The sequence below is a fragment of the Neobacillus paridis genome (assembly GCF_016765675.1).
Lineage (GTDB): Bacteria > Bacillota > Bacilli > Bacillales > Cytobacillaceae > Neobacillus > Neobacillus paridis.
In genome coordinates this window covers 66505-92900 of the sequence record NZ_JAESWB010000025.1, presented here as the reverse complement: position 1 = coordinate 92900, position 26396 = coordinate 66505, and the positions used below count along the sequence as shown (strand labels likewise).

At 28.3% G+C, this 26396-nt stretch carries 36 protein-coding genes and 1 pseudogene; all 37 read right to left on the bottom strand.

The window, feature by feature from the left end; all coding sequences use genetic code 11:
- Window positions 1-7: 7 nt before the first annotated feature.
- Window positions 8-265: a hypothetical protein gene (locus tag JK635_RS02310; protein WP_202652038.1), complete on the bottom strand. Its 258-nt coding sequence runs from the start codon at window positions 263-265 to the stop codon at window positions 8-10.
- Entirely contained in the window at window positions 265-939 is a 675-nt protein-coding gene (locus JK635_RS02305) for a nucleotide modification associated domain-containing protein (protein WP_235887843.1), read from the bottom strand. Before JK635_RS02305 ends, JK635_RS02310 begins: the two co-directional genes overlap by 1 nt.
- Window positions 939-1589, bottom strand: a complete 651-nt coding sequence (locus tag JK635_RS02300; RefSeq protein WP_202652036.1) for a 3D domain-containing protein — start codon at window positions 1587-1589, stop codon at window positions 939-941. The genes JK635_RS02305 and JK635_RS02300 overlap by 1 nt, the downstream gene beginning before the upstream one ends.
- 91 nt (window positions 1590-1680) lie before the next feature.
- The gene (locus JK635_RS02295; RefSeq protein ID WP_235887842.1) at window positions 1681-3567 is read right to left on the bottom strand and encodes a DNA polymerase family B protein; all 1887 of its coding nucleotides are present in this window, start codon (window positions 3565-3567) and stop codon (window positions 1681-1683) included.
- A gap of 3 nt (window positions 3568-3570) precedes the next feature.
- Window positions 3571-4389: a PD-(D/E)XK nuclease family protein gene (locus JK635_RS02290; protein ID WP_202652034.1), complete on the bottom strand. Its 819-nt coding sequence runs from the start codon at window positions 4387-4389 to the stop codon at window positions 3571-3573.
- Between the two features lie 60 nt (window positions 4390-4449).
- Entirely contained in the window at window positions 4450-5460 is a 1011-nt protein-coding gene (locus JK635_RS02285) for a hypothetical protein (RefSeq protein WP_202652032.1), read from the bottom strand.
- 10 nt (window positions 5461-5470) lie between these two features.
- Window positions 5471-7033 carry a DnaB-like helicase C-terminal domain-containing protein gene (locus JK635_RS02280; protein WP_202652030.1) on the bottom strand — a complete coding sequence of 521 codons (1563 nt, stop codon included), beginning with the start codon at window positions 7031-7033 and terminating at the stop codon, window positions 5471-5473.
- 17 nt (window positions 7034-7050) lie between these two features.
- Window positions 7051-7530 (bottom strand): hypothetical protein, encoded by a 480-nt coding sequence (locus tag JK635_RS02275; RefSeq protein ID WP_202652028.1) that lies wholly within the window; start codon window positions 7528-7530, stop codon window positions 7051-7053.
- Between the two features lie 52 nt (window positions 7531-7582).
- A complete protein-coding gene (locus JK635_RS02270) occupies window positions 7583-8713 on the bottom strand; it encodes an AAA family ATPase (RefSeq protein ID WP_202652026.1) in 1131 nt (376 codons plus the stop codon).
- 51 nt (window positions 8714-8764) lie between these two features.
- Window positions 8765-9991 carry a hypothetical protein gene (locus JK635_RS02265; protein WP_202652024.1) on the bottom strand — a complete coding sequence of 409 codons (1227 nt, stop codon included), beginning with the start codon at window positions 9989-9991 and terminating at the stop codon, window positions 8765-8767.
- Window positions 9992-10023: 32 nt separating this feature from the next.
- Window positions 10024-10344: a YorE family phage-derived protein gene (locus JK635_RS02260; protein WP_202652023.1), complete on the bottom strand. Its 321-nt coding sequence runs from the start codon at window positions 10342-10344 to the stop codon at window positions 10024-10026.
- A 174-nt stretch (window positions 10345-10518) separates the two neighbouring features.
- Window positions 10519-10704: pseudogene (locus JK635_RS24940) on the bottom strand (hypothetical protein); the annotation flags it as partial.
- A 641-nt stretch (window positions 10705-11345) separates the two neighbouring features.
- Window positions 11346-11705, bottom strand: a complete 360-nt coding sequence (locus tag JK635_RS02255; RefSeq protein ID WP_202652021.1) for a DUF1523 family protein — start codon at window positions 11703-11705, stop codon at window positions 11346-11348.
- 215 nt (window positions 11706-11920) lie between these two features.
- Window positions 11921-12043, bottom strand: coding sequence for a hypothetical protein (locus JK635_RS24600; protein ID WP_306792896.1), 123 nt, complete (start codon window positions 12041-12043; stop codon window positions 11921-11923).
- 92 nt (window positions 12044-12135) lie between these two features.
- Window positions 12136-13035 carry a DUF6273 domain-containing protein gene (locus JK635_RS02250; protein WP_202652019.1) on the bottom strand — a complete coding sequence of 300 codons (900 nt, stop codon included), beginning with the start codon at window positions 13033-13035 and terminating at the stop codon, window positions 12136-12138.
- A gap of 341 nt (window positions 13036-13376) precedes the next feature.
- Window positions 13377-13949 carry a hypothetical protein gene (locus JK635_RS02245; protein WP_202652017.1) on the bottom strand — a complete coding sequence of 191 codons (573 nt, stop codon included), beginning with the start codon at window positions 13947-13949 and terminating at the stop codon, window positions 13377-13379.
- 34 nt (window positions 13950-13983) lie between these two features.
- Window positions 13984-14205, bottom strand: coding sequence for a hypothetical protein (locus JK635_RS02240; RefSeq protein ID WP_202652015.1), 222 nt, complete (start codon window positions 14203-14205; stop codon window positions 13984-13986).
- 31 nt (window positions 14206-14236) lie between these two features.
- Window positions 14237-14425: a hypothetical protein gene (locus tag JK635_RS02235; RefSeq protein WP_202652013.1), complete on the bottom strand. Its 189-nt coding sequence runs from the start codon at window positions 14423-14425 to the stop codon at window positions 14237-14239.
- Window positions 14412-15251 carry a DNA adenine methylase gene (locus tag JK635_RS02230; RefSeq protein ID WP_202652011.1) on the bottom strand — a complete coding sequence of 280 codons (840 nt, stop codon included), beginning with the start codon at window positions 15249-15251 and terminating at the stop codon, window positions 14412-14414. The genes JK635_RS02235 and JK635_RS02230 overlap by 14 nt, the downstream gene beginning before the upstream one ends.
- Window positions 15252-15298: 47 nt before the next feature.
- Window positions 15299-15628, bottom strand: a complete 330-nt coding sequence (locus tag JK635_RS02225; RefSeq protein WP_202652009.1) for a hypothetical protein — start codon at window positions 15626-15628, stop codon at window positions 15299-15301.
- 34 nt (window positions 15629-15662) lie between these two features.
- Entirely contained in the window at window positions 15663-15842 is a 180-nt protein-coding gene (locus JK635_RS02220; protein ID WP_202652007.1) for a hypothetical protein, read from the bottom strand.
- A gap of 29 nt (window positions 15843-15871) precedes the next feature.
- Window positions 15872-17164 (bottom strand): Gabija anti-defense Gad2 family protein, encoded by a 1293-nt coding sequence (locus JK635_RS02215; RefSeq protein ID WP_235887841.1) that lies wholly within the window; start codon window positions 17162-17164, stop codon window positions 15872-15874.
- On the bottom strand, window positions 17154-17348 hold the full coding sequence (locus tag JK635_RS02210) for a hypothetical protein (protein ID WP_202652005.1): 195 nt from the start codon (window positions 17346-17348) through the stop codon (window positions 17154-17156). Before JK635_RS02210 ends, JK635_RS02215 begins: the two co-directional genes overlap by 11 nt.
- 38 nt (window positions 17349-17386) lie before the next feature.
- The gene (locus JK635_RS02205; RefSeq protein WP_202652003.1) at window positions 17387-17602 is read right to left on the bottom strand and encodes a hypothetical protein; all 216 of its coding nucleotides are present in this window, start codon (window positions 17600-17602) and stop codon (window positions 17387-17389) included.
- A 39-nt stretch (window positions 17603-17641) separates the two neighbouring features.
- The gene (locus JK635_RS02200; RefSeq protein ID WP_202652001.1) at window positions 17642-18508 is read right to left on the bottom strand and encodes an RNA ligase family protein; all 867 of its coding nucleotides are present in this window, start codon (window positions 18506-18508) and stop codon (window positions 17642-17644) included.
- A gap of 127 nt (window positions 18509-18635) precedes the next feature.
- Window positions 18636-19451, bottom strand: a complete 816-nt coding sequence (locus JK635_RS02195) for a DNA adenine methylase (RefSeq protein WP_202651999.1) — start codon at window positions 19449-19451, stop codon at window positions 18636-18638.
- Between the two features lie 212 nt (window positions 19452-19663).
- On the bottom strand, window positions 19664-20146 hold the full coding sequence (locus JK635_RS02190; RefSeq protein ID WP_202651997.1) for a hypothetical protein: 483 nt from the start codon (window positions 20144-20146) through the stop codon (window positions 19664-19666).
- A gap of 289 nt (window positions 20147-20435) precedes the next feature.
- Window positions 20436-20870, bottom strand: a complete 435-nt coding sequence (rnhA, locus tag JK635_RS02185; RefSeq protein WP_368857068.1) for a ribonuclease HI — start codon at window positions 20868-20870, stop codon at window positions 20436-20438.
- A 65-nt stretch (window positions 20871-20935) separates the two neighbouring features.
- Complete coding sequence (locus JK635_RS02180) at window positions 20936-21292, bottom strand: beta-sandwich lipoprotein (protein WP_202651995.1); 357 nt, start codon at window positions 21290-21292, stop codon at window positions 20936-20938.
- A complete protein-coding gene (locus JK635_RS02175) occupies window positions 21292-21528 on the bottom strand; it encodes a hypothetical protein (RefSeq protein ID WP_202651994.1) in 237 nt (78 codons plus the stop codon). Before JK635_RS02175 ends, JK635_RS02180 begins: the two co-directional genes overlap by 1 nt.
- Complete coding sequence (locus JK635_RS02170) at window positions 21525-21797, bottom strand: hypothetical protein (RefSeq protein WP_202651992.1); 273 nt, start codon at window positions 21795-21797, stop codon at window positions 21525-21527. The genes JK635_RS02175 and JK635_RS02170 overlap by 4 nt, the downstream gene beginning before the upstream one ends.
- Before the next feature lie 14 nt (window positions 21798-21811).
- Window positions 21812-22051 carry a hypothetical protein gene (locus JK635_RS02165; protein WP_202651990.1) on the bottom strand — a complete coding sequence of 80 codons (240 nt, stop codon included), beginning with the start codon at window positions 22049-22051 and terminating at the stop codon, window positions 21812-21814.
- A 307-nt stretch (window positions 22052-22358) separates the two neighbouring features.
- Complete coding sequence (locus tag JK635_RS02160; RefSeq protein WP_202651989.1) at window positions 22359-22538, bottom strand: hypothetical protein; 180 nt, start codon at window positions 22536-22538, stop codon at window positions 22359-22361.
- 343 nt (window positions 22539-22881) lie between these two features.
- Window positions 22882-23085: a hypothetical protein gene (locus JK635_RS02155; protein WP_202651987.1), complete on the bottom strand. Its 204-nt coding sequence runs from the start codon at window positions 23083-23085 to the stop codon at window positions 22882-22884.
- A gap of 257 nt (window positions 23086-23342) precedes the next feature.
- Window positions 23343-23714, bottom strand: coding sequence for a zinc ribbon domain-containing protein (locus JK635_RS02150; RefSeq protein ID WP_368857067.1), 372 nt, complete (start codon window positions 23712-23714; stop codon window positions 23343-23345).
- A 258-nt stretch (window positions 23715-23972) separates the two neighbouring features.
- Window positions 23973-24965, bottom strand: coding sequence for a phage lytic cycle repressor MrpR family protein (locus JK635_RS02145; RefSeq protein WP_202651983.1), 993 nt, complete (start codon window positions 24963-24965; stop codon window positions 23973-23975).
- Window positions 24966-24997: 32 nt separating this feature from the next.
- Window positions 24998-26344, bottom strand: a complete 1347-nt coding sequence (locus tag JK635_RS02140) for a DNA sulfur modification protein DndB (protein ID WP_202651981.1) — start codon at window positions 26342-26344, stop codon at window positions 24998-25000.
- Window positions 26345-26396: the final 52 nt, after the last annotated feature.

Genomic DNA, 26396 nt, shown 5'->3' with positions numbered 1-26396 from the left:
TGGAGTATTAGCGAGTGATTTTACCATTTTCGCTTGTTTTATAATCTCCTTCACCTAAATACGCAATACTGTATACAGATTTATCATACGGACTTTTAACAGTCCCTTTTATAAAACTGTCCCAATTTGTATGTATAGGGCTTCCTTTTTCGAACTTTACTAAAATATCCAAAGCACGATTATATTTAATTATTTCCATCTTTGAACCATGTCTATTTTCATTTATCATCCCTAGTCGTTCATCTCTTAAATTAACACTAAACATTATTTTGCCTCTTTATCTAATTCCATTATAGTCATAATGCTGTAGTTTGCTAAATCCAACAAAGTGTCTCGAATGCTTTCATCCTTAACCTGTGCTTCTTGTTTATTTAATTGCTTTAACCTTCTCATTTTGTCATCTAATCTGATTAATGCACTAAGTAACCCGTATTCCTCATATTGCTCACCAAAGCTATTACCATAATCAGCATTCTTAATTTTAAATGTTTTATGTATTTCTTCAATAACGTTTCTATGCAGTTGCTCTCTTGATAATTTTTCTTCTTTACACTCAATCACTTGTGAATTATCATTTTCAATTCGTGTTAATTTCTCAAATCCAACAACATCTGTAGAGCCATCGTTAAATTGAACTTCAACATGTTTATTTAAATAATCACATTTTACTACCTTAACTACTTCCTTATGGTTGTCATAAGAAACACGATTTCCTTTGTAAATGAATTTCATATAATTTCTATCTTCTTCTGTTAACTTATTTAATTCTTTTTCACGTACAAATGCAGTTTTATTATCATCAAATCTAACAATATAATCGTAGTTTAAACTTAAAGACTCTTTATCTGTAACCAATGCTTTCTGTCCGACCCTCATTGGTAATCCATTTTTTGCATGTGAGTTAATGATTACAGATTCTCCAACTTTGAAATTACCCATTAACTATTTCCTCCTTCACGAATCACAGTAACAGTTGCTTGTTGCCTACCATATTTGTATGACTCTGCTTCTGAACCAACTAAGACATCTAATACATTATTTTTGATAGCGCTCCCTGTATCAGCTACATACCCATAAAATGTTCTATTTTTAGTTTCTATTTTAATAATTGAATGTAACGGAATTACCTTTGGATCGGCAGCAATTACGTTATAGCCCTTATAATAAATTGAATTTTTTACAGATATCCCACTTTTGGTTATTCCGCTACAGCCACTGCAATCTGAACCATAAAAAGTTAAAGTCATATTTAACTTCCTTTTACCACTCACCTCCTTTCTCTTTAATTCTTTTTTTAATTTAATATTTTCCTTTAATATTAATTTATTTTTATTTATAATCTGTTTTAATTCATCCCTTAAAAGGATTATTTTATTTCTACTTTCTTGTTGTTTTTTGCTTAATTTAGAGGAAATTTTAACCAAATCATTAATTCCCATACTTAATTCTTTATTATATTGCTCTAATTTATGTATTTTTTGTTCATGTTCTTTGAAATCAAAAACATATTTACATCCAATCGTGAAATTTGTAAATAAACTTGCTAATAGTCCGTACTTAATTACATCTTGTTTGTTAATTTTAACCATAATAGTTGTTCCTTTGCCAGAGGAACAATTCATCACTTCCTTTCTATCTATGTATTTATTATTTTACATTAATATATTTTTATTTGCAAGTTTATTTTGAAACTTTTTCCTTCTTTTTCTTTGTCTTTTTATCTGTACCAAGAAATTGATTTATCCTTTCTTGTGCTAAATCAATATAATATTGTTTATCAAGATAATTGGGGATTTTTTTACCTTTGATATCATCATTGTTTATGAAACACTTATCAGGTGTATTAGCAAATTTTTCTGGATTTTCACCTTCTTTTCGTTTATAAATACCTTTATCTTCTTCTTTAGTTGAAGCAAACACTCTAAAAGTTTTATCTTTTAATATTTCCCCATCTTCATTCCAAACTTTTTTTAAAACCATTTTACCAGTTTTCTCATTTAAAACCTTTTTCTTTGAGAATGTACAATTTTTTAATGCATATTTATATGCAGATGATAACTTTACAATCTTTTGAAATTCCCTTAATTCATCACAACTATTAATTGTTTCTTCAATAGGAGTATTAAACACGAAGTAATTAACCATGGCTTTATTGACAATAGGTAAATCATAATCCAAATCATTAAGTTTTTTTACATAAACACCTTTAGTTTTCCAACGTGGTTTTCCTTTTTCATCATATAACTTTTCTGGTATCAAAAGATAATTATTAACATCTTTTTGATAAATCTTTATATATTCATCCCATTCTAATTCTAATCCAGTCCTAACTTCCCATTCTTTTGCTACTTCTTTGATTTTATTTACGTTTTCTCTATTTTCAACTTTCATATAAATACCGTCAGTGTTTGATTGTATTAACTCGCAATATGGTTCTACTTTTTCAATTAAATCAACCAATAATAACTGACCTGTAATACAAACATTGTTTGCCATAAGTGGATCAAATAATGCGTTGAATTGATCTTTTGACGCTCCAAATGTACCGTTGATAACTACTTTTAATGGTTTTTCTTTTTTATCTTTTATCTTCTTTAATGACAATCTCTTATCTCTAATATCTTTGAATTTTAAAGGCTCTTTAACATTCCTACTTAGAAAATCAAAATTTATCATTATGCTTGGATAAAGTGAAGCCACATCGCAACAAAGAATAATTCCTTCTGTATAATAATTGGGTATAGCGGCATGTATACCTCCAAAACCTAATACATGTTCCACCCCTGCAATTTCTGTAATTAACTTATTCTTTTTACCTTTGTCATCAACATATCTTCTGTTTTCTGGATTTTCATACCATTCTTTAATATATTTATATTTATCCAATCTAATAACTTCAGGAAATATAAAATCAAATTCATCTCCTCGATTTTCATGCTTTTCTGCTCCTAGAATGTGAGCAGATAATTGAGCTTTTGTCTTATTAAACAATGACATATCAAGATTAAACATTTCAATTAATCCAAGCTGACTTTCAAATTCTTCACGTTTAGCCTCAAATACTAAAATTGTTTGTTTAACATCATGTAAGCAATATTTGATTGTTTCTTTAATTTCTTCATTAGTTAACCATCTATCTAAATCAAATGGGACACTTGATTCTTTAATCATACTGCCCATAAATCCTTCTAATGTTTTCAAACTAATAGGTGGATTTGGCATAATATCAAAATTATTTAATGGTATTTTATATCCTTCTCTTACAACTTCCCAGCCTTTTTTACCTTGAATAATTAATTTATCATTTATATACCCAGCATCCATACCTAATAATAAACCTTTAAAAATGTGTATGTCATAATTACGACTATTAAATCCTATAAAAATATCATCTTTATAGGATTGATAAAATTTCATTAATGCTTCTTCATCATTAATTATTACTTTTCCTTTTCTAGTTTTGTATTCAATAAACACAACTAGCCAAAAACTTCTTCCTGTTAATGGATGCTTTGCTTTAGAATAGACTTCAAAATCATAGAAAAATAATCTCGGTTCTTTTTTCACTTATCAATCGACCACCTTACCTAATCTTTCTAAGCATTTGCTCCTATGTCCACACAGGTTCTTACAGAAAAAGTCCTTTGTAGGATCATATCCCATGTTCCAATATACAATATCACTTTTATCTATTGAATTAATTTCCTTTACTGTATTAATAACATAATCCTTTACATCCTGAATACTTTCTTCGTTAAAATCCACTTCAACAATACCATCTGGAAATTCATCAAACAGATTAAGTTTATTACGTTCAAATAATTTTCCATTCTTCAATACATATTTAAGCATATTAAATTGTAAATGAATCTTATAATCAGGATACTTTTCACTCAATGCAATTGCATATAATAATAACTGTCGTGATTTTTTTGGTAAATCTTTTTTACTGAATTTAGAACTTGTTTTTAAGTCAATTATGTATATATCATTTCCAATCATATACCATAAGTCTATATAACCAATAATCGTTACTCCATTTATGTCAATTTCAAAATAATCCTCAATACGAATTGTTGGATTATCAATTGGTGAGAAATTTTCAAAGAAGTGAACAATGCAATTGACATAATTATTTTTAACATTGTCGCTAATCCATCTTAAATCTAACATTTCAGCATCATCAACTGCTTCTATAAACTGTATAACAGCATCATCGTTTGTCATTTGCTTTTGAATTATTGCTTCTGTTAGTTCGTGGCAAACAGTTCCCAAATATGTATATATTGATTCACCTGATCTATTATCTAAAATATAAGTATAATAAAAATTTCTTTTACAATTATGGAAAGTTTCTAGCCTTGAGAAACTATATTTTTGCTCACTCATCTTCTTTTCATTTCCTTCCTAACGGTTTCTATTATTTCCAGACATCTTTTACCAAAAGTATCATCTCCACTCAACATACTTTGTTACTAATTCTTTAAATCCATTTTTTCCAACATCTGAAGGTGAATTTTTACTTCCTTTTTTCAATATTTCATTGTTTCTATCAATCACACAACCTATTTTAATATCGAAGAATTTTAATAGAATCTTTGTTTTTTCTACTTGTCTCTGTATTAATTCTTGATCCAGCCCTTCGTCAAAACAGAATATTATTTTTTTAGGATTCAACCAATATAATTGTTTTATCTGCTGATTATGTATTGAATTTCCACCTAAAGCCACTGATGTATTAATACCCATTGAATCTAGTTGCATTACAAATTTTGAAGATTCACCAACGTATACTTCTTCACATGATTGTAAATCAGAGTAATTCAGATTGTATCCAAACAGATACTGACTTTTGCTGAATGGGCAAATCGGAAACCATTTAGAAACATTATCCTTTTCATAATCACCCATATACCTACCTTCAATACCAACTAAACTTTCTTCATAATCATACCAAGGGACAGATATTCTACAAGAAGAATGATCTACCCCTATTTTAAACTTCTTTTGTGTTGCAAAATTAATACCATCTTTTAAAAATAAGGTATTATATTTATTTAAATAATCATTCATAATACTTTCATCGTACTTTTTTAATTCAACTACACTTTTATTTCTTCGTTTTATGTTGTCATAGAATCCACCAAAAATCTTTTTTGGTTTATTAAATTCAATATATGTAATATCTAATTCTTTTTTTACTGTTTGTATAATTTCATTTAAGTGAATACCTTTTACTTTCATGATTAAACTAAATAAGTCTCCATGAATATCCCTTCCAAAATCATTAGCTGTTAAATTTTCATTTAGTTTAATACGAACTGATGTATTATTTGTATTTTCTTCAATTCCACATCTAATTTCATTGTTTCTAACATCAATGTTGTGAAAATCATATTTTTCTAAAATATTCTCTATATGATGGGGATTTTTCATTAACATCTTTTTTAATTCAATCATACTTTCATCCCTATCTTAAAAAGTCAATTCGTGAAGGTGAACAAAATCCCAACTCATGCCATACATTTATATGACCATCATATTTATAAAGAATTGCTTTAGAATCTTCATCATTACGTGTCTTATCAACAAATACGATCCTATATTGTCCGTCTAAAGTATGATCAATTTCAAATGTTTCCTTTCTCCATTTACCGTTTATATCTCTTTTTAAACGATATGGATTAATATAATACTTATTATTTGGGTCTAATTCAATTTCCTTAATACACTTTCTCATCAAAAAAATTTCAGAACATACCTCTTTTGTTTGCTTACTACTGGCTAAAACTTGTGATGTAAGCCAAGATGTTTTTTCAAGATAGGTTGCTAACTGTGCTGTAATAATTTGAGGTACATTATATTTCGATGCAAACTGAAATAACGCTTTAGAATCTTCTACCATAGAACCTCTTGCAACTCCAATATCAGATGCATCTTCAGGTTTAAACGTATCGTACAAAAATGCAGAATATCCTTCATTTAGATGTAACCTCTTCTGTTCACGAATAATTTCTCTTACATTATAATCAAATGTTTTAACAAATTTAATATTAGGCTTGTAATGAGTATTAATAAATTGTTTTGCTAACTTTATCATTCTTCTATCTTCATCTGTAAATTGTCCACCTTTTAATTTCTTTCTAGTCAAATTGTAATATTTAAAATGATGAACAAGTGTATAAATCATAATTAATATTTGCCATGCAATTTTTCTTTGTTCATTTGCTGTAATGCAAACCTTTTCACCTCTATACACCATAGGCATAACAAAATTTGAAAATGATAAAGATGTTTTTCCTGATCCTGAAAACCCACCAACTAATGTCAATTCTCCTTTATTAATCCCCATTGAAATATTAGAAAGTAAAGGTGAAGCATAAATAGTTGAGTTATCTTTTTGTGATTTACCGCCAATATCAAAAGGAATCCCCATTAACATACCTGTTTCTAATTTTTCAATGAAATTATCTTCAATATCTAAATCACTTATTTCCATATCATTAGACCTTACTCTAATACCAATGTTAGAAATACGTGATTCAAAAAATTGAAGTGTTTCTGCTGCACTCATTCTTCTTAGTAATTTAATAGGGATAATTTCTTTATTATTAATAATAATTTTATTTAATAAATTAAATCCTTCTTCATGTAATTTTAATAAGATATTTTCACGATTTAATACATCTATGTATTGTTCAACATTATTAATATTCAGCATTTCCATAGTATTGTAAACAATATCATAGCCACCACGTTCATTAAATCCAGCTAATATTGTTTCATTGTCTCCAATATAAGAAATAACTGAAACTTCATCAAAAACCTTATATAATTTACTCATTTGTTCGCCAAGTGAAAAATAAAAACGTGCATCTTCAGTTAAGAAATCGTTAATAGTAATTTCTTTATATTCTTGATATAAATTTGGGTCTTTCCAAAAACTAAATACACAATTTCCTTCTACACCTAGCCTACCTTCTAATAATTCTTTTGGATACTTTTCTGTAACACCAGTGATAAAAGCACTCAAATAAACCATCTCCAAAATTAATATTCATTTATTAAATCATCAAATGATTTTTTCTTTGTTGAACTGTATTTAATTTCTTCAATAATTTCAAAATCATTAATTTCCGTATCATGAATTTCTACTTTTTCTTTAAAATCTCCAATTTCATTTTTAATAATTGTAGAATAATATCTTATCTTTGCGTACTCATTTACAAATGGAATATTATTACAAATTGCAGCATCAATTTTTACCATGTTTTCTTCCAAATATTTAAGTAATTTTGTATAAGTGTGGATATTTGCTATCTCTTGTAATTCTTTAAATAATGCAGTATTAGTTGTTTTACCTATTAACTCGAATGACAAATTGATTACTTTGTTTTTACTCTCTTTTTCAATTTTAATAGCTTCATATTCTTGTTTATTGCAATAATATTTATTTTTACCTTTAATGATTACTTTATAAGCAATATCCCTATCTATTTTATTGCCACAACCTTTACATTTTACGAGCAAGACAATTCCCCCTTATTAAATTAAAAGGGAGGAATTACTCCTCCCTATTCACTTATAGACTTGCTAAAATATCTTCAAACATTTGAGTTGGTTTAGTTTCATCTAATTTCGTAGCACCATATTTGGCTAGAATTTTTTTTACTTGCTTCTTCTGATCATTCGAAGCTGTTTTATATTTTTCAACAACTTTGGATTTTAATTGTTTATTGTGTTCGATGTTAATTTCTGTATCTTTACTTTCTTCTTCTGTTAAAATTTCATCTTCTAATTCTTCAGTTGCAATTTCTTCTGATTGTTTTGGTTCAAATAATTTAACATCTTTATTATTTAATGCTCCTGTTTTAGAAAGAGCCATTCCTTTTTCAACTATTTCAATAAATTCCTTAGCCATGTTTGGTTTATCGAAAACAATGTATTCTGGAACAGCACCAAATGCAAATCTTCCACCAGCATCAATTAATGTATTTCCACGTAAAAATAATTTACGAACTTCACCAGTGGCTCTACGTTTCACCTTGGCAGATTCACCTTCGCCGACTGTTTCTTCTTCAATTTCTCGATCAATATATCCTGTAAAAGTAACATCAAATACATCACCGAACACAGCTTCATAGTTAGATTGAAGATTTGAAGTTAATTGCATATAACCTTCTTCATCAATGCTTCCTTTTTCTTTTATAGTACGAAATTTTGTATGCCCAATTGCAATTACACCAAAATGTTGTCTCAATTCTTTGAAATACACTTTAATCATTTCTACAGTTTTTTCAACACCTGCATTATATCCACCAAAAGCACTTTTGATTGATTTACAAGGTTTTTTAGTTTCAATTACGCTCAAGCGAATAACCTCTTTTTCAAAAGCAGGAATAATTTCTTCAACTACATCAAATGCAACAATTTCAATATTATGTTCTTTTCCTTTTTGACTGATTAACCATTTTTTTAATTCGATAAAATCTTGATATGTTTCAATATGTACCACATTTAAATTATCTAATAGTTTATAACCAATCTCTGCACCTACAGCTACTAATAATCCTTTTGATGGATCACCATATTTTTCAATGATTAAGTCTCTAAAAAGAGTTGACTTTCCAAACTTCTTTGTACTTCTTAAATATATACTTAAATCACGAATATCTGTAGAAATAGTGTTGATCTGCGGTTTTGAAAATGCCATTATATGCATTTCTCCTTTCGTATTAATATATTTTTATTTATATGTAGTTTATTAAAATAAATCGTCTAAATCTGATAAGTCATCAAGATCAACGTTATCGGCAATTGATTCTTCTTTTGTTTCTTGTTCAGGTTCAATTGGTTTCACAACAAAGTCACTATCTAAAAATACTGTATCTTTACGTCCTTTTGTATATCCTCTTGAAACATTCACAATTACCATTTCTTGAACTCTTTCTCCATAAATATCTCCGCCAATTTCCTTTCGAATATCATCCATGTCAATTGCACCTAATTCCAACATTTCTTTTTGGAAATCAGTAAGCATATCTTCAGTGATATCCACCTTCTGCGCTCCATCCAATATTTTTACTTTTACACCAAACTCTTTCCATGAATCATCATCTACTTCAAATTGCTTTTTGATTACATTTACAATCTTACTTTTCTTTTCGTCTTTACTTGTATCATCAATAACTAATTGAACTGGACAAGGAATATTCTCTTTTCTTTGAGAATCATAGTCACGAACAAAACCATTAATATAGTATTTCTTACTTGATTCGTAACTACGGGTATCTAAACTATCTTTATTGAAGAAAATTGTAATATTGCCAGTTGATGTTTGTTCAGTATCACTTGGAACAAGATAAATACGTGTAGGAACTAACTTTTTATATATTTTACCATTATATTCACTATGTATAATATTACCTAATACCTTAAATACTTTGTCTTTCAGTTTATCTGATAAAAGTAACTTATGTAAAAACTCAGTAAAATCATATTCAGTAAGAAATTCTTTTCGTTTCTTTTTACTCTGTTCTAATTCGTATTGTAATTCTTCAGCTGATAATCCTAATTCGTTTAGTTCCTCATCAGTAATAGTACCTTCTACCTGTTTTTTTATTGCATTTTCTAATTTATATCTACGTCCATATTGTTCTAAGTCAATGATATATTTTTTAAATTCGGCAACCTTCTCAATATTTTCAGGTTTATTACGATCTTTCCAAGGAATTTGAATATTTTCACCTTTAATTTTTTCATTTGTCTTTTGATCAATAGTTCCTTTAGTAAATGTATAAACTAATCCAGTACCATCTTCCTTATACATTCCTTCAATAGTTAACATATGACGATTTTCAGCAGATTGAACATTAAATAATAATCTTGATTTAGCCCAACCACTAGGAAACGATTGCGATTCATATGGTTTAAATTTTTCTGTTTCTTTACTAATTGACAATTTACCTATAATTTCAAATGTATTTACCAAATTTATTACTCTCCTTATTAATATATTATTTATTAAACTACTTCGATGCCAAATTCCTTACTTAATTCAACATATTTAAATCTGTCTAGTTTCCAGTCACGATACGAGTTCACATTATAATGGTTCTTCAAATGAATTATACAGTTGTCCTTAACGAGAATTAATAGATTCCCATATTGATATAAAACATTGCCTTTATTAATATCTTCTTGACAGTTTGGATGTAGTTTTTTAGCAAGCAAAACGTTTCTAGTTAATTTACGTTTCGCTTGATCAACTGTAATACCTTCATTTCCTCTAACATGTTTACGATAATAATTTAATGCTTTTTGAGATATGTTCAATAATTCCAATTTAATCACCTTCTTTCAATATTAAATTCTATTTAATAATATCAATTTATTTATCATTAGTCAATAGAATTTATTTAAAATATTGAATTACATTTTCTATTACTATTACTACTGTATATAGTCATGCTATTACTAATGAACAGATGACTAATTTTGTTGTTTTTTCATACTTATTTAATTTTTATTTCTTATTACCTTTCTTCTTACTTCCTTTACGTTTGCCACCTTTACAAGCCATGATCTCATCCTCCTTTCTTTAAAATATTTCTTACTTATGTCAATGACTATATACTTTCTGTTGTTTAAATATGTAATCTTACATGTAGTATCACTTCCACACATCGTTTCTAATATTATATCACCTTTATTTGATCAAGAAAAATTATACTCAAGAAATTAAAGGTGCTGGAACATCATTCTATTAAAGTAAAAACTGATCGATTTGAAGATATTCAGTATGTGAATCAGTCTATTGGTTCTAGTTTTTTATATATTAAAATTCAATATGCTCGTAATTTTTAAAGTCAACTTCATTAGGAACTAGATTCTCAACCATAAGGTCACGCAACGTCAATATGGTTAATGAAGTGTTATAATCTACAAAGTTCTCGCCACCATCATCAAATTGTATATGGGGGACATTCCTGACAATATATTTGGTATCATCAATAACCCATACAACATCTTTTTCTTTTAATTGAAATTCAACGTCATATAATTGCGTTTTACATACCTCCTTTTCTTATTATTTTACAGCACATATGTACGTATTTAAAATAATTATGTAAAATTTAATTAAATAATATTAGTATAATTTTGTTTAATATCCTCAATAGAACGATTCACGTATGTATTCTCTGTTCCAGTTATCTTCATCATTGCATTTTAAAACATCTTTAGCAGTTGTACCAATACACATGTAAGGATCAAGTATTATTTTTGTGTCTTTAAAACTTTTGATTATTAAATATTCCAATGATCAAAATATGAATAGCATTATTTTAATTAATTTCTTTTATGCTAACAATATTCTCATACATTGATAAGGCAGGAACTCTATATCCATATACTTTAAATTTATATTTATGTCCAACTTTTATTTCAGCATAAATATCTGATGAATTAAATTTACCTCTGATTAATGAGTCTGTATTTTTAAAAACTTTTACCTTACCATCTTCTAATTCTGTGAAAATTATGTATTTACTATTATCATTACTAGTTTTAACGACTTTATCTGTTACTTTTGCTGTATATTCGTTAGAAACAAATTGACCAAGTATCGTAATAGATAATGATATTAAGATTAATAGCAATACCAATCCATAAAATATGCATCCCATTGTTTCTTTAGCTTTCATTACTATTTCCCCCCAATTTCTATCAAAATATTTATTTTATTTAAATCCACTAAATCAAGTAAAAGTGAGAATGCCATACAGTTAGTAATGTAATAGAAATTCATAACATATTTACCACCTCCATTTAATAGGTAAATTTCAAAGCAATTTTATTCTTCACCTTCTGAAAATTTTGGTAGCCAATTAGATAATCCATCTTCATCCCACATTGCAGTTCAATACCTACGTTCATCTGTTTCTGGAGGAACTAATATTTTTCTTATTCCAATTGTATGAATTTCCCAACCATAGTCTCTAATGGCAATAAATGCATCTGCTAATTTATTCATTTTTTCCATGTTATCAGCACCTTTAAAAAGAAATTAACTAATCCTACTATTCCATAATTGATAATTAAGGTAATCCTTCACATTTTCACCACTGATATTTTCTAGTGCCAAACTATTTCATAGATTCCATTCACATCTGGTTCCGCTTTAACATGGATATCAGATGGAAGATTCAAAGCAGGCCGAACGCCAATGCTACCATTGTAGGAGTCGTCGTTGCTGAGCGTGCCGTCAGAGTTCACGCAGCGGGCGATGCTCGAGTCGCCGGCGAGCGGTGTTCTTAACCACCAGTCTCGTATATCGATTGAACCTCTACCGTCAATCTGAACACATTCCTTAGTAGGCTTTGCTTTTCTAAGTGCTTCATTGTTGAATAGCTTCAATCCTTTTCCTTTGCATGAAAGACCAACATCAGAAACTGATAGTAGAAATACTTTTGCCATTAAATCTTCCAGCTGTGTATCAACTAAGTGTTGCTTAAACTCATGACTAAAACTATTCATAAAACCTTTTTCATCTGCATAAGGTCTTCTATAAACGTAATCTTTAGTAGGAGCCTGATCATAATCATGTAACGGTTTGAACCATTCAGTTCTATCACTATTCATCCATTGGTGAATATTTGAAACTTTGTATTCGTTGTTGCCGTATTCAGAACGATACTCAACTGGGTTATCTGGTTCAGCTGCATCAAAAGCCTTAAAAGTCAAGATTCGTTCAGCTACCAAAGTTGTTAATGTTTTACCGTAATATTCATGATCTGCAACCAACCAAACTATAGGAGCTCCGTAATATTTTGTATTTTTATCAACTATCTTCGTTCCCACTGGCAAATATCGAATGGTTTTGGTAGGCGGAACGTATACTCTACTTTTCAACTCATTCAGAATGGACTGCATGTCATTTAATAGTTTTTCAGTAGGTTGTACTTGAAGAGAATCCTCTCTGTTCTTTGAAACAACATCAACCAATTTGTTCAAAATATCTTGTGAAATTTTCACATCATTACCTCCGTTTAATAAAAAAGTATTTTATCAAATCTTTTCCAAAACTAATATTTAGTCGATTTCATTTTTACTCTTCCATTCCGAACATATCTCCTAATTACCTTTTCAATATCACCATGTTTTCTTTTGTTTTTAAAATTAATAAATAATAAGGAAATCTTTTGATACCATTTTAGTTTTATTCCATAATAATGCTCTATAAATTCTATGATATTATATTTATCCCATTTATTGGAACTACTTGTATAAATTACAGCATGATCCTCTCTTCTCATTTCAAATCAACCTAATTTCATATTTATTCTTAAATCACGATTTAATATCATCAAGTTTACTTACTTAATAAAACTTAAAACATCTCCATTTTCTAATCTCATATTATAAATCTCATTTTTAATTAATTGATTTATTTGAGTTGCAAATTGATTAAATTCAGTGAATGGGATGTTTGTATAATCAAAATTAATCTTAGGCAATTGCTGATACCATTCTTCTGATTTCTCATGCTCATCTAGATAAGAATATTTTTTATCATTCCAAAAGACATTGAAGTTTACAATCTTTTTATCTAAATGGATTTCTATATATTCTTCTTGCCATTTCCTTGTACTTTCAATTCCTTCTTCTGAAATGGAAATCAATCCATCATTCCTGTTAGTCGCTTTCTTAAACTCTTCTTCTGTACGTTGCTTCATCACTTCGATTTCATTTGATGTTAATAATGCACCTGTCTTTTCCAGTAAGCGAACAGCCAATACAACATCGTCTTTATTTTTAATTTCATTAATTGCGTTTATAATTATTTTCGTTAACTCTAAAGAAGATGATGTATAAGCGCTCCAATGATAATATGCATTTGCCAAAGTTTCTCCATTTTTAACAATCTCGATATTTAATCGTTGTCCCATAAATTTCTCCTTTTCATCTAATAAAAACTATCTTTTATTGTACAAATTCGTACTTTTCGATGCTATTTACATGCACCTGACCATGTAATGATTTAGTTTGATAAGAGATATACTTTAACCCCCAAGGCACTTTATATAATGCTGTAGTAATTTCTTCTTGAGTTTTATAAGGAAGATCACCATTTTTAACATCTTCTGGATACAGACTGCACTCTTTAAGGATATTCCCATCTGTAAGATATAAATTAACTAACATGTTTCACACTCCTTTTAAAATCCGACTTTTATCAGTCTATACTGATGTCAATTACATCCGTGACATAATCATCATCTTTGATAGCAGTATGTAATATCCCCTCTAATTCACTATATCTGTCATTTATTATTTCATTTACGATCTCTCTTGCATCTTCTTCACTGTTAGCATCAATATAATAATTTCCACTAATTATGAAATTAACCTCAAACTGCTTCATAAACGTTTAACCACTCATCATTAGCTTTTTTTCGATTACCTGAAACTCCACCTTTGGCTCTGCCTTTACTTAAAAGGTAAGACTTTTCACTTAATTCAATACCCTCAGATATGTATATTTTGTTATATTTAATTATTTTGTTTATGTATTCATTTAAACCAAAAGAATAACCATAACCAGAAGTATTTTGATAAGGTGGGTCAATATATGTAATTGAGTTTTCTTCAAATTCTAACAAACTATTAATGTCATCATTTATTACATTTACACCTTTCATTCTTTCTACAATATTTACCATTCTTTTAAACATTGTATCTGGCATTGGAATCATTGGATTAACAGGACTTTTCCTTTTTGCTATTCCATTAGGTTGCCAATAATTTCTAAAACTTGATGTACACCATTCAATTTCATTCTTCAACCAAATTGCCTTTGATCCAAAACTTGTTGCTTGAATGAGTAAAAACTTATAAATTGTATCAATATTAGCTGGTTGTTTGTATAATTCTTTTATGTATGATTGAATTAAAAATTTATCTTCTGGAACTGAGTCTATGTATTCCTTAAATTTATCAATGTCAAAATTTCCATCACCAACAGCTTTCCAAAACATTCCCCAAACACTTATATCCAACATCGTTATGTTTTTGGGTTTAATTCCTCTATTCACTAATTCAATGGTTATTGCTCCAGTCCCACAACATAAATCGTAAAATCTTGTACTTTCATTTATTTCATTTTCATTAAAGATAATATTTACAATATCCTTCGCAAGTCTTTGCTTCCCACCTTGATATGCACATGGTATTTCAAGTTTCGTATTCATTTAATCTCCCCTAATATGTATATATTTATTTATGATGCATAATTGTTTTAACACCAATGAGTAAAACTAATAAGACTAGGACTTGTGGTTGAAATTTTACTTATTTTCCTTTCAACATCTTTTCGAATATAGAATAAATCACTTGCGAAATGTTGCACCTTTGGTGACATTCCTTCATATTCATCACCTTCATTTATCAATTCACCAAGAAAACAATATTCTCCACTCATACTATCAAAAACGAATGATAATTTTTTGTTATCCGCAAACTCTTCCATTTCTTCAAAATAGATATCCAATTCATCGGCATTCATTTGTTTTACCTTTCGTGTCAGGTCAATACCAACCATTACATAATGTTTTTGATTTACACTCATTAATTTCCCCTCCTTATATATTAAAATCGGAATTTTAAATTAAAAATTGCAAAACTATAAAACCAACAATTCCTATAGTCATTAACACAAGTTGACTAGCGTAAATAGTATTTTTATATCTGCTCTTAATTACAATATCTAGCCCATATAATATAGCCAAGAATAAAAAGATTATTTTTAGAATTAACATTTGCCTTCCCTCCCCACCTGTCATTTTAACCCTCCTATAAAGATCATATTTCACTAGATACCCCAATCATCAATTTCATCTTCCTCATTGTAATTATTCCATTTCTCATACTCCTCTTCAGGAACTTCTCTAATCATTGTACATTTCTTAGCTGTAATATGAGGTCCTGCATCAATAAAATCTTCAGGTTTAATACTTGCTTCGATTAATACTTTTTCTCTTTCATTCTTATATGTAGAACTGTCAATGTCATATTTTTCATTAAAGTACAGTTGACCCCCACCATAACTACCTTTATTTGTATTTGCTTCTACTTCTTGACCAATTATGTATTCAAAATTATTATCATAGAAACTGAAATATCTGTCCCCATCTTTTTTAACAAATTTATAAAATTTATTTTCCTTAAAGAATTGATCCACTTCTAACATCTCAAAGTATTCCGGTTTTTTATCTATTTGTTGTAACAGCCCATCATAGCCAATTCTAAATAACTTATTATTTACATCTAATATTTTCTTAGGCTTCTTTGCAATTGTATCTAAAATGTCATCAAGCTTATTAAATTGAATTGACACTGGTTCTTTAAAATAATCTTCATCTAATGCAATATTTGCAATTTTATCAATAGCATCTTGTAAGCTAAATTCATCATCAGCAATATCTTCAAATAATTTGTCGTAATTTACACCATATAAACCACCTAATTGCTCTTTTAATTCGCCATATGTATTAATATCTAAATTCATACATGTTAATATAATTCTGATAAACTCAGGTTTAGAAATTGTGAATCCTTTCTTTTCATACTTTTGAACACGTAATAATGAAACAATCGGAAAAGCTGTATCACTGTTGAATTTTAAAATACGTTGCGAGTTATGTTTGAGGAAATCTGGATGTAGGACAAACTGTTCTTTATTGAAATCAAAACAACCCATACAAGTTGTAAAATCAAATGTATTAAATATTTCTTCTGGACTATTAAAATAGTTAAAATGGATTGCTTGAAGATTTACGTCACCGTACATTAATTGAGTTGCCTTCTTAGTATGTGAAACAACATACCTTCCATCATGCCAGATATCACTTAGAAACTTTAATACTGATTCTTCATTACGAAAATAAACGTCAACATCATTAATTTCTTTATTGGAAAATAAACTTGTAATTGTTCCACCAGCAATAAATGCTTTATTTCGTTTTAAATCATCAACTAATTCCTTGCCTAAATATGCATATAACTTTTTCTTTTCAAACTCAGTATTAATATAATTATTTTTAAATTCTTCAATTCCTTTTTCAATTTCCTTTTGTAATAGTTCGTTAATTTGATTATTTATCATTTTCTTCCTCCTCATATTCCATAAATTTTTCAATCTCTTGTTCTGTAAAACCTTCATTTGGATATGAGCAATACTTTTTTAAATCACCCATATAAGCAATTTGATCCTGCTCTCCTTCATCAAATATAATCATAATTGGTTCTTTTGTGCTGTCATACCAATTTTCACCTATTTTTATCCTCACGTCAATACCTCACTATTAATATATTTCCCTTTAAAATGTTACTTGATTTTACTTCTTTCATATTCCTCATTTAAAATATACACCTGTTCTTTGATTGCGATTAATTCATTTATTAGCTTATCTAAATCTTCATCATCTAATGTCTGTGGATTTAATTCAGTTAATTTTAAAGCATAATAGCTTTTCTTTGACCAGTTACCAATTATTTGACCTTTTACTATTTCACCTTTTACCTTAATTTCTTTTGTAAACATTGTTTTCACTCCTTTAAAATGTCAGATTTATTTGGTGACTTAAATTCTATCCTCGTCAGCTAATACTTGCTTAACAATTTGAGGCAACATTCTACCAATCTTAGACTTAACTACTTTCAATAATTCGTCTAATTCCTCTTTAATTACATCATCAAACACTCTTGTTCCAGTATTTTTAAGAATCGTTCCCATATCTTCAATAGCATAATCCTCTTCGAGAATGCCTTCATCAACTAATTTATGTATAATTTTAGATACCCTAGCCTTATTAACAGTTGAATTAACAAACTCCTGTAATTGATCAGCAGGCTGTTTTACAGTATGTTTTTTAATTTGTGCCTTTTCTGCGAATGCATCAGATACAAACTTAGTGAATAACTGGTTTCCGTGTTTATCTTCATAGTTTACATTCTTAACAACTACACCTTCCCCAACTTCTCCTAACATTGATTTACCTACAAATGATTGAATATGTTCAATTGATTGAAATGCTCCTTCATAGAATACTGGTACAAGATTTAAATTTAAGTCTTTTGCTACTCCTTTAACTAAACCAAAAGGAATATATCTAGCTGTTTCTTCATCATAGATATCAAAAAGATAAAATTTGTTTTCATTCTCACCATATGACAATTTATGTTTAACAAGCCACTCCCCGAAGTAAATACAATCCTCAACTAAATCTTCTGCTTTAACGTTCTCTTGTACCCAATTATAGAACCCTCTAAGTGTATTGTGTTCGTCTAGATGCGTATTACGTGAAAAACATATTACTCTATCTCCTTCACGTTTAAAACTTGCGTTAGCACCGTCTAATTTCTCCTGAATAACAATCTGAGGATTACCTTCCAAAGTTGATTGTGTGAAAGTTTTTCCATGTCTTACTACGTCCATATATTTTTTCATTTAATTCTCTCCCTTTTTATTAATTTATTTTTGTTAAAATGGATGTTTTATTAGAATTTAAATCAATATGTAGTATGTAAAATATGTATCAAATACTATATGTAGTTAATTATTAGTATAATTATTTTTAGTAATTTATCCAAACAAACTCTTTTCCTTTTTCCTTCTCTTCATCAATTGTTTTTATACTTCTTTTCGCAAATTCCCCAAGATTAACCTTTTTCCATCCATGCTCAATCAACTCATTATATATTTCATGGTCATATCCCGAAAGAATACATTTACCTTTTAGATTCAATAATATTTTAACTAATTCAGTATGTCTTTCATTTTCTAACTCATGTTCATATGTATAAGTCATTTTTCTTGTTTCATGTATATAAGGTGGATCAAGATAAAACAAAGTGTCAGGTGAGTCATATTTCTTTAGTAATTCTTTAAAATCAACATTCTCAACTTGTAACATCTTCATACGTTCAACAGCTAACGGTAAGTTATTTTCAATATGCCCTAACCATTGACTTACTGATTGTGCCATACCTCTTCTTGATTTTGATTTAGTTGGTTTCCAAGATTGCATACTAGTACTAAAACTTTGCATCACCGTTACATACCATTTCCTAACCTTTTCAATCTCGTCTGTTTCTTGTCTCCAAGTGTCTCTACAATTATAAAACTCTTCTCTACTAAATGGTGTTAAATGAATCTTATCAATTAATTTTTTAGACTTAATATCATCTCTTAAAATACTAAAAAATGAAACTAGTCCTGAATCGATATCATTATAAATTTCAATTTCACTAGGTTGTTTTGAGAATGTAAGTTGCCCACTTCCGCCAAAAACTTCAACAAATACTTTGTGCTCTGGAAAGATTTCGATAATTTTATTTGCCATATAATATTTTCCCCCAAACCAATTTATTGGACTTTTTAATACTGCCATTTGTAATTCCCCTTTATAAATTTATTTTCATTTAAAAGAAACTTTTTATCCTATTTTCCTTCTTCTTTTATATAGTAAAACTTACCGTAGATATACTCTGCCGAACCATCTTTTGATTTAATAATTAATATTTTCTTGTAGGAATGCATGATATAAACATTGAAAATTAAACCGATAAGTAAATCAATTCCTCTCCTTTTAAAACATTCTTTTTAACTTAAATTAAATTTATATCCTGTTTCCTGTAAAGCATTTAATACAAATAAATACTGTTCCTCTGTCATTGGTTTACCGTCAAATTTTACTGATTCTGTTCTTCCTCTGTTTTTATACCATGTTAGAAAGGCAACATGTTCAAAGTCATAATCATCCAATTGTAATTTTTCATCTTTTTCAAACAAACCTACAAATGTGATAGTTACATAGTTTTGATCATCGTACCATGTGTGAGTAATAATTATATCACCCCAAAAGTGAACAGAATTATATGTAAAATCAATGTCCATAGCTAATGTCCCAATCCGAACTTTTCCATTGTAATCTGAGAAATATTGTCTTATAATACCATCTCCACCGTTCCAATTGTCAGGATTAAAAACACCGTCTACAAACATTGGTTGAGCCTGACTCCCATAAAACTCTTTTTGTTGTGTTTTTCTTAATTGTATAAGCGTATCTTTAGTAATTTGCTTCATTATTTACATCACCTTAAAATATTAAATTAATCAATCATCAAATTATTCCTAATATTCCACTTGAAACCAATCCAACCATCAAACGTAGCACGTTTCGTTCTAACGAGTAATATAACCATACTTTACATCCTTTATTTATATAATTCAGTTTCATTTTGCATTTTGTGATATACAGATGCTTGACCGTTTCCCCATCCAATTGCATAACATATCAGACAAATTATTGCTAAAATACCTAGCTTAATTAATTTACCAGTGAGACTTTTCTTTCGAGATGTTCTATTGTATCTCATTCTAATTCATCCATTCCTTTATTTGCTAATGTATCAGCTAGTTCATTTAATTCTACTCCATCATGTCCCTTAACTTTAATGAATTCTACAGATGATTGCTTATTCCTTAAATCGTTTAATTTGATCCACAATTCCTTATTTTCAACTGGTTTCTTATTCGATTTCTTCCAGTTATTTTTAATCCATCCATGAATCCATTCGTTCATTCCGTTAATTACATAAGCACTGTCTATGTACATTTGAATAGGAATATTAGTTGTTTTGATTGCTTCTAATGCTTTGATTGCGGCAGTTAATTCCATAATGTTATTTGTAGTGTTTTTCTCACCGCCATACATTTCTTTTACTTTATCTTTATATTTAAATACTACTCCCCAACCACCAATATTTTCAGTATTCTGATTACCTCTACAACCACCATCACAGTAAATAATTACTTTCTCTATAGTTTCTCCTCCTAAAATCCTGTTAAAGATTCACTTTTATATGTTTTCATTTACTTGCTTGTATGTAAGTCCATATCTGGAATGATTTCTTCTGGTCTAAATAATACTTTGTAATGATAAGCATCTTCATATTTAGCATCCGTTTGCTCTACAAAATAACTTACGTTATCACTCAACCCTAGGTAATGTTTCTTGTATTTACCTTTTCCAACTTTACAAGTTACAGTTAGCTTAGTTGTACTATTAGCATTAAGAGAGCAAATACCTTCAATGGTAAGTAAGTATTTATCAGTTATACCATTAAAGAATACTACTCTTCTCTGTACTTGAAAAGAATCTGCTGACTTTGACAAGTTATCTGAAACCGTATCAGCTTCTGTTGTACAACCTGTTAAAGCTGTTTCCATTATTCAATTTCTTCTGTTTTGCTCATTTGTGTTTGTAATAGCTCTCTCATATAATCCTTTTGTAATTTTTCTAAAGGTTTATCCATTAACTCATTTCTTCGTTCCTCTACATACTCTGGAGGAGCGGAAACAAACTTTTTCATGCCATTAAAAAGCAATCGTTCATTCACGTCAAATTCAATTACTATTGGTGTTTTTGTTGAATCATAAATAACTCCACTGACTAACACTCTCATTGATAATCCTCCTCAATACTTTTAATATAATTTTCATCGTTGCCGGTCATTTCTTCAAATACCTCATCCAGTAGCTCTTGGAACGCAGTTAAACCAGCTTCACTATCAGACGTGTGGTTTTTTAGATAATCAACAACACCTTGGGCGAACTTTCTTTTGTATTTAACTTCGTAGACTTCTTGGTTATCCTCTTTAAAGTTGAATGCATCCACTAATAAATCAACTGGTAGTTTAATCACAACGTTGTTACCGCTTAGTTTCACTTCCATAGCATTTTCATCTCCTAATCAATTGGATTGTTGTCTTTATCTAACTGAAAGAACACATCTTCCGATAAACTGTATTGAACTTCTGCTGAATTACCTCCTGTCATTTCACCATCATCGTAGTTGTAATACTTTCCCCTAAATAAAACGATTTTATTATTAATGTTAGACATATCTATTTTTGTTGCTATGATAAAACCATTTTCATTTTCTAAATGTAACAACTGTGGATTTTCTAACTTCTGATACTCTGACATAATTTACACCTCCACCTTCTTAGTTCAAGAAACCAACTGGTACTCTAAAATTCTGCTAATCTATTTATCACCCTGAAAATTCAATATCCCCCCTTTTCTTATTTATTTAAAACACAAATTTTAATGTACAAATAAATCTAATATTAATTAATATTTTGGAATGGTAAAAATATTATTTCTAATGTATCTTCAAATGCATCTTTCATTGAATTTGCATAAATAATAGAGATTATGAATATCAATGGAGAACAAACCATAAACAATAATAAAAATATAATCTTAATAAAAAATTGAAATAATTTAAACATTATATTTCACCTTCTTCTTCTTGAATTTGATGTATTAAAGTCCATTTAGCGGCAATTATTTTATCTTGCAAAAAATCAAGATCACCTAAAGCAAGCCTCTTATTTCCTTCATATAAATGGTCTAATGCACGTTGGCAGCTATCTATAGCATTTATAATTTTCTGTTCAGCCAAGTCCATTTCTTATCACGCTCCTTAAAATATTTAACTACTATTATATTAATTTATTTTTTATTAAAAAGCAAGTAAAATTTATTTTAATATTGAGTTTTATTCCAAAAGAAAACACTCACCAGATGTAGTTTTATAAGCAAATCTAAGGTGAATGTTAAGTAAGTAAAATATAAACTAGTCTATTATTTTTATTAATCATGTTGTCAAAAGTATATTTTTGTATAAAACTTGTCACAAATTATTTTTATTTTTAGAAATTCATGGTATTATATTTTAGACAGTTACTCGGCAAGTTACTGTTCTATACTGTAATGTGGTCATCAAGTGTTCAGCTTGGTGACTTTTTATTTTATTTTTCATCATATTCGAAGTATTCCCAACACATTTCTAACACTTCCAGCACATCCATTTTATGTAGATCACCATTTGATAGAGTAATTTCTAATTTTGCACCTACCATATTATCTTTATGGAAATGTTTTAATATCTCTTCCTCTCCCATTTCAGTATCTTTAGCTAAATATAATTTAATTATCCCTTGTGCATGATTCATTAATATCTTACCCCCACGATTATATATATTTTTATTTATAAATATTAGGAAAATTTTATTTCATTTTATAATTCATCTCCATCATAATAAGAATATATGTTCGTATTCTTATTATAAATCAAAAGCTATCATATTACAAGCATTTAAATAGAAAATATTTCTTATATTACCAGGTATACACTTTAATAAAATCATACAAATATTATATAAAATTTTATTAAAGTATTTTTGTTAGTCAATATCGTCAATGCTTTCGCTCAGATATTTACTCTAACTGGATGCAACCCTACATCCTCTATCCCATTTGCAAAAGCATTTGGGAATACTTTTCTTAGAATATTATAAGCCCCATTTACATCAGCATTAATCAATTTCTTTGTTGAACCTATAAACAATCCTCTTTTAATTCTTTTACCTTTATATTCTTTATGCTTTTTAATTTCTTCATTATCTAAAAAACTACATTTACTTGTATAAGATTCCTCATTGATTATTACTTGTATGCCTACGTTTTCAGCTTTATATTTAAGTTGATCAATATACATTTGATGTGGAATCCCAACAAATGATTGGTTAACGTTTTTACTCATTTGACTATTTCGTTTCCAATCTTTATTATTCCCGACAATAATTGTATTACACTTTAATCTACATCATATAAATTTTACTACTCTAAATTATTTTTGTCATTGTCTAATAATGTCGAAATAAGCAATAATCATGTCGAATATAAAAATAATTTATCGAAAACATGTGACTAAAGTCACTGAATTTTTATAAATATTGTTGACATATTTATTTTTATATTCCATATGACTATTATTTATATAATTACATTTGATTATGTAGTCAATACCCACGCAATACATGGATATTGAATTATTATTTTATCTAATTTTTATTTCTAAATTGATATTATAAAGTTCTTTGATGTTTTCTGGATTAATAAATTCCTTCATTAAGAAAGTATTGTAATATTCATATTTACCATCAATTGTTGTTATTTTACTATAATCATACTTATTACCAACAACCTCAAATTGTTTATATCCTAATTCACCGTTCATGATATATTGCTGTACAGATTCATAAATCATACCAGATTGTTTTATACTTTGAGGAGTTAAATAATGTAATTCAAGAAGTTCTTTTAAAATATGAATTCTCCTATAAATTAAATTATGTCCAACTGGTTTATTTGGTTCTCCTCTTGGAGATTTTACTATCTTGAATACATAAGGACTTTCTAAAAGTTCTTTTTCATTAAATTCTTTTGTAACCTGGTTGTAATTATAATATGTTTTTTCATTATTGGTCTTTTCTAGGTAATATAATGTCTTTTTATCAACAGGAACATGGTAATCACGCTCTTTTACATATATGGTATGATTATCAAAGTTTATGTCTGTATATTTTAAATCTCTAAGTTGACTAAATTCTTCCCCAATAATACCATTCCACATAAGCATCATTAATGCTTTATCTTGATAATTCATTATTATTTTATCTTCTAAAAGATTAATGAATTCATTATAACTAAAATGTATCTTTTTTGTTTTGTCAATGAATTGATCTGCCCAATCTACATCAATTGTTTTTAATGGATTAATATTTGATTTCCTATAACCATTTTCAGTACACCAGGTTAGGTAATTTGAAATAAATCTCATGTTTGCTCTAGCTGCGTTTGATGTACTAGGATTTGTATTCTCGATACATTTACCCAATTGCGTTAAATTCATATCAAACATATCTTTTTCTAAAGTATTTTCAATCAAATAAGTTTTTCTAAATACATTTCTTATAGTTTCTTGAGTAGGCTCATTATTATAAGTTGATAAGAATTTTTCCTTCAATTCCTCATTGTATAATTCTTTCATATTAATCACCCTATACATTATTTTTAGTTTTTTTACTTCTTCTTAATTTCTATATCATTAAAAAATTGTTTAATTTGTTTTCTCACTTTAGGAGTTCTTTCTAAATTTCCATTTTTGTCTAATATTCCTTTTGATTTCCAATATTCTTTACTAAAATCAATATCTTTAATATATTCTCTTACTTCTTTTGCTGGAATCTTTGCTTCAAACATCTTTCTTGCCAATACGACATACCCAACAAACATATTAGAGTCATTAATAAGTGAATTTGCTCTCGTTTCTTCAATTTTGTTGATAAATTCATTTGGATACGAACCAATAAGATGATCAAAATAAGATACTAAAAAGTCTCCAACATTCATTGCATCTATTTTCGTTTCTAACTTAAATTCTTCATCAATAGTATCTGCTAATACCTTATAGGTAGTTAACTCACGATTTAGTGAATGAATCCTATTTGTATGAGAAATACGTCCTTTTAATTCTGATTCTTCTCTAATTTGTTGCATTACGTTATCACTAAGTCTTTTCGCTTCAAGTTCGGCAATTCTTGTTTTAGATATAGCATTTGCTTTACTAATCTGTGCCATGTACTGTTGCGCTTTTTTAGTATTATAATTAGTTAGAAGAACCGCAAAGTTAAAATCTAACTCTGGATCAATTTGTAATGCATTTCTACTTGCTGTTATGCGGTGGAAACCATCCGTTATACTTACTCGTGTTCCCTTTGTTATAGTTAATTCTAAATTCTTACTATTATATATAATTTCTTCTCCAGAAGCATCATCAGTACTACGTGTCTCACAGTTAAAAACAAGAACAGTTGGTACTAGTGTTCCTTGTAATAAATGTTCTGTAATCTCTTTAACGCTATTTTTATTCAAAGTAGGTTCAATAATAATTTTATCTTTTCTCTTTACAAATTTAGCTTCACGTTGCGTTTCAAAATTATAATAAATTAAATTATTATTTAATAACTTTGTTATAGTCTTAATACTCATTGTTACCATATACGCATTATTTCCTACCACTGTTGCATTACTAAATGTTAATGGAAAATTAATTTCTTCTTGATTATTAAGCAATCCATTAAACCTTCTAGCTTCTTTAAATTCATTCTCCGTAAAATAATTGATCGGATTTATTTCTTCAACATCACTCTTAGAGTATATCTGCTCACTGAATAAAAGTAATTCACGAATATCTAATTCAGGTAATTTACTCTCAGGATCATTTAGCCATCCTTGAACATCAATAATATTGTAATTAGATGCCAGATGCTTTTTTATGTCATTCACTTTTCTTTTTTGCGTTTTTAAATTTGACGTTTGAATAACTTCAATTAAACTCTGTTCTAATTCCTTTCTTTCTTTTAACATATAATATCCACCTCTCTATCAAGTATAAATATATTTATACTCAAATTCATTT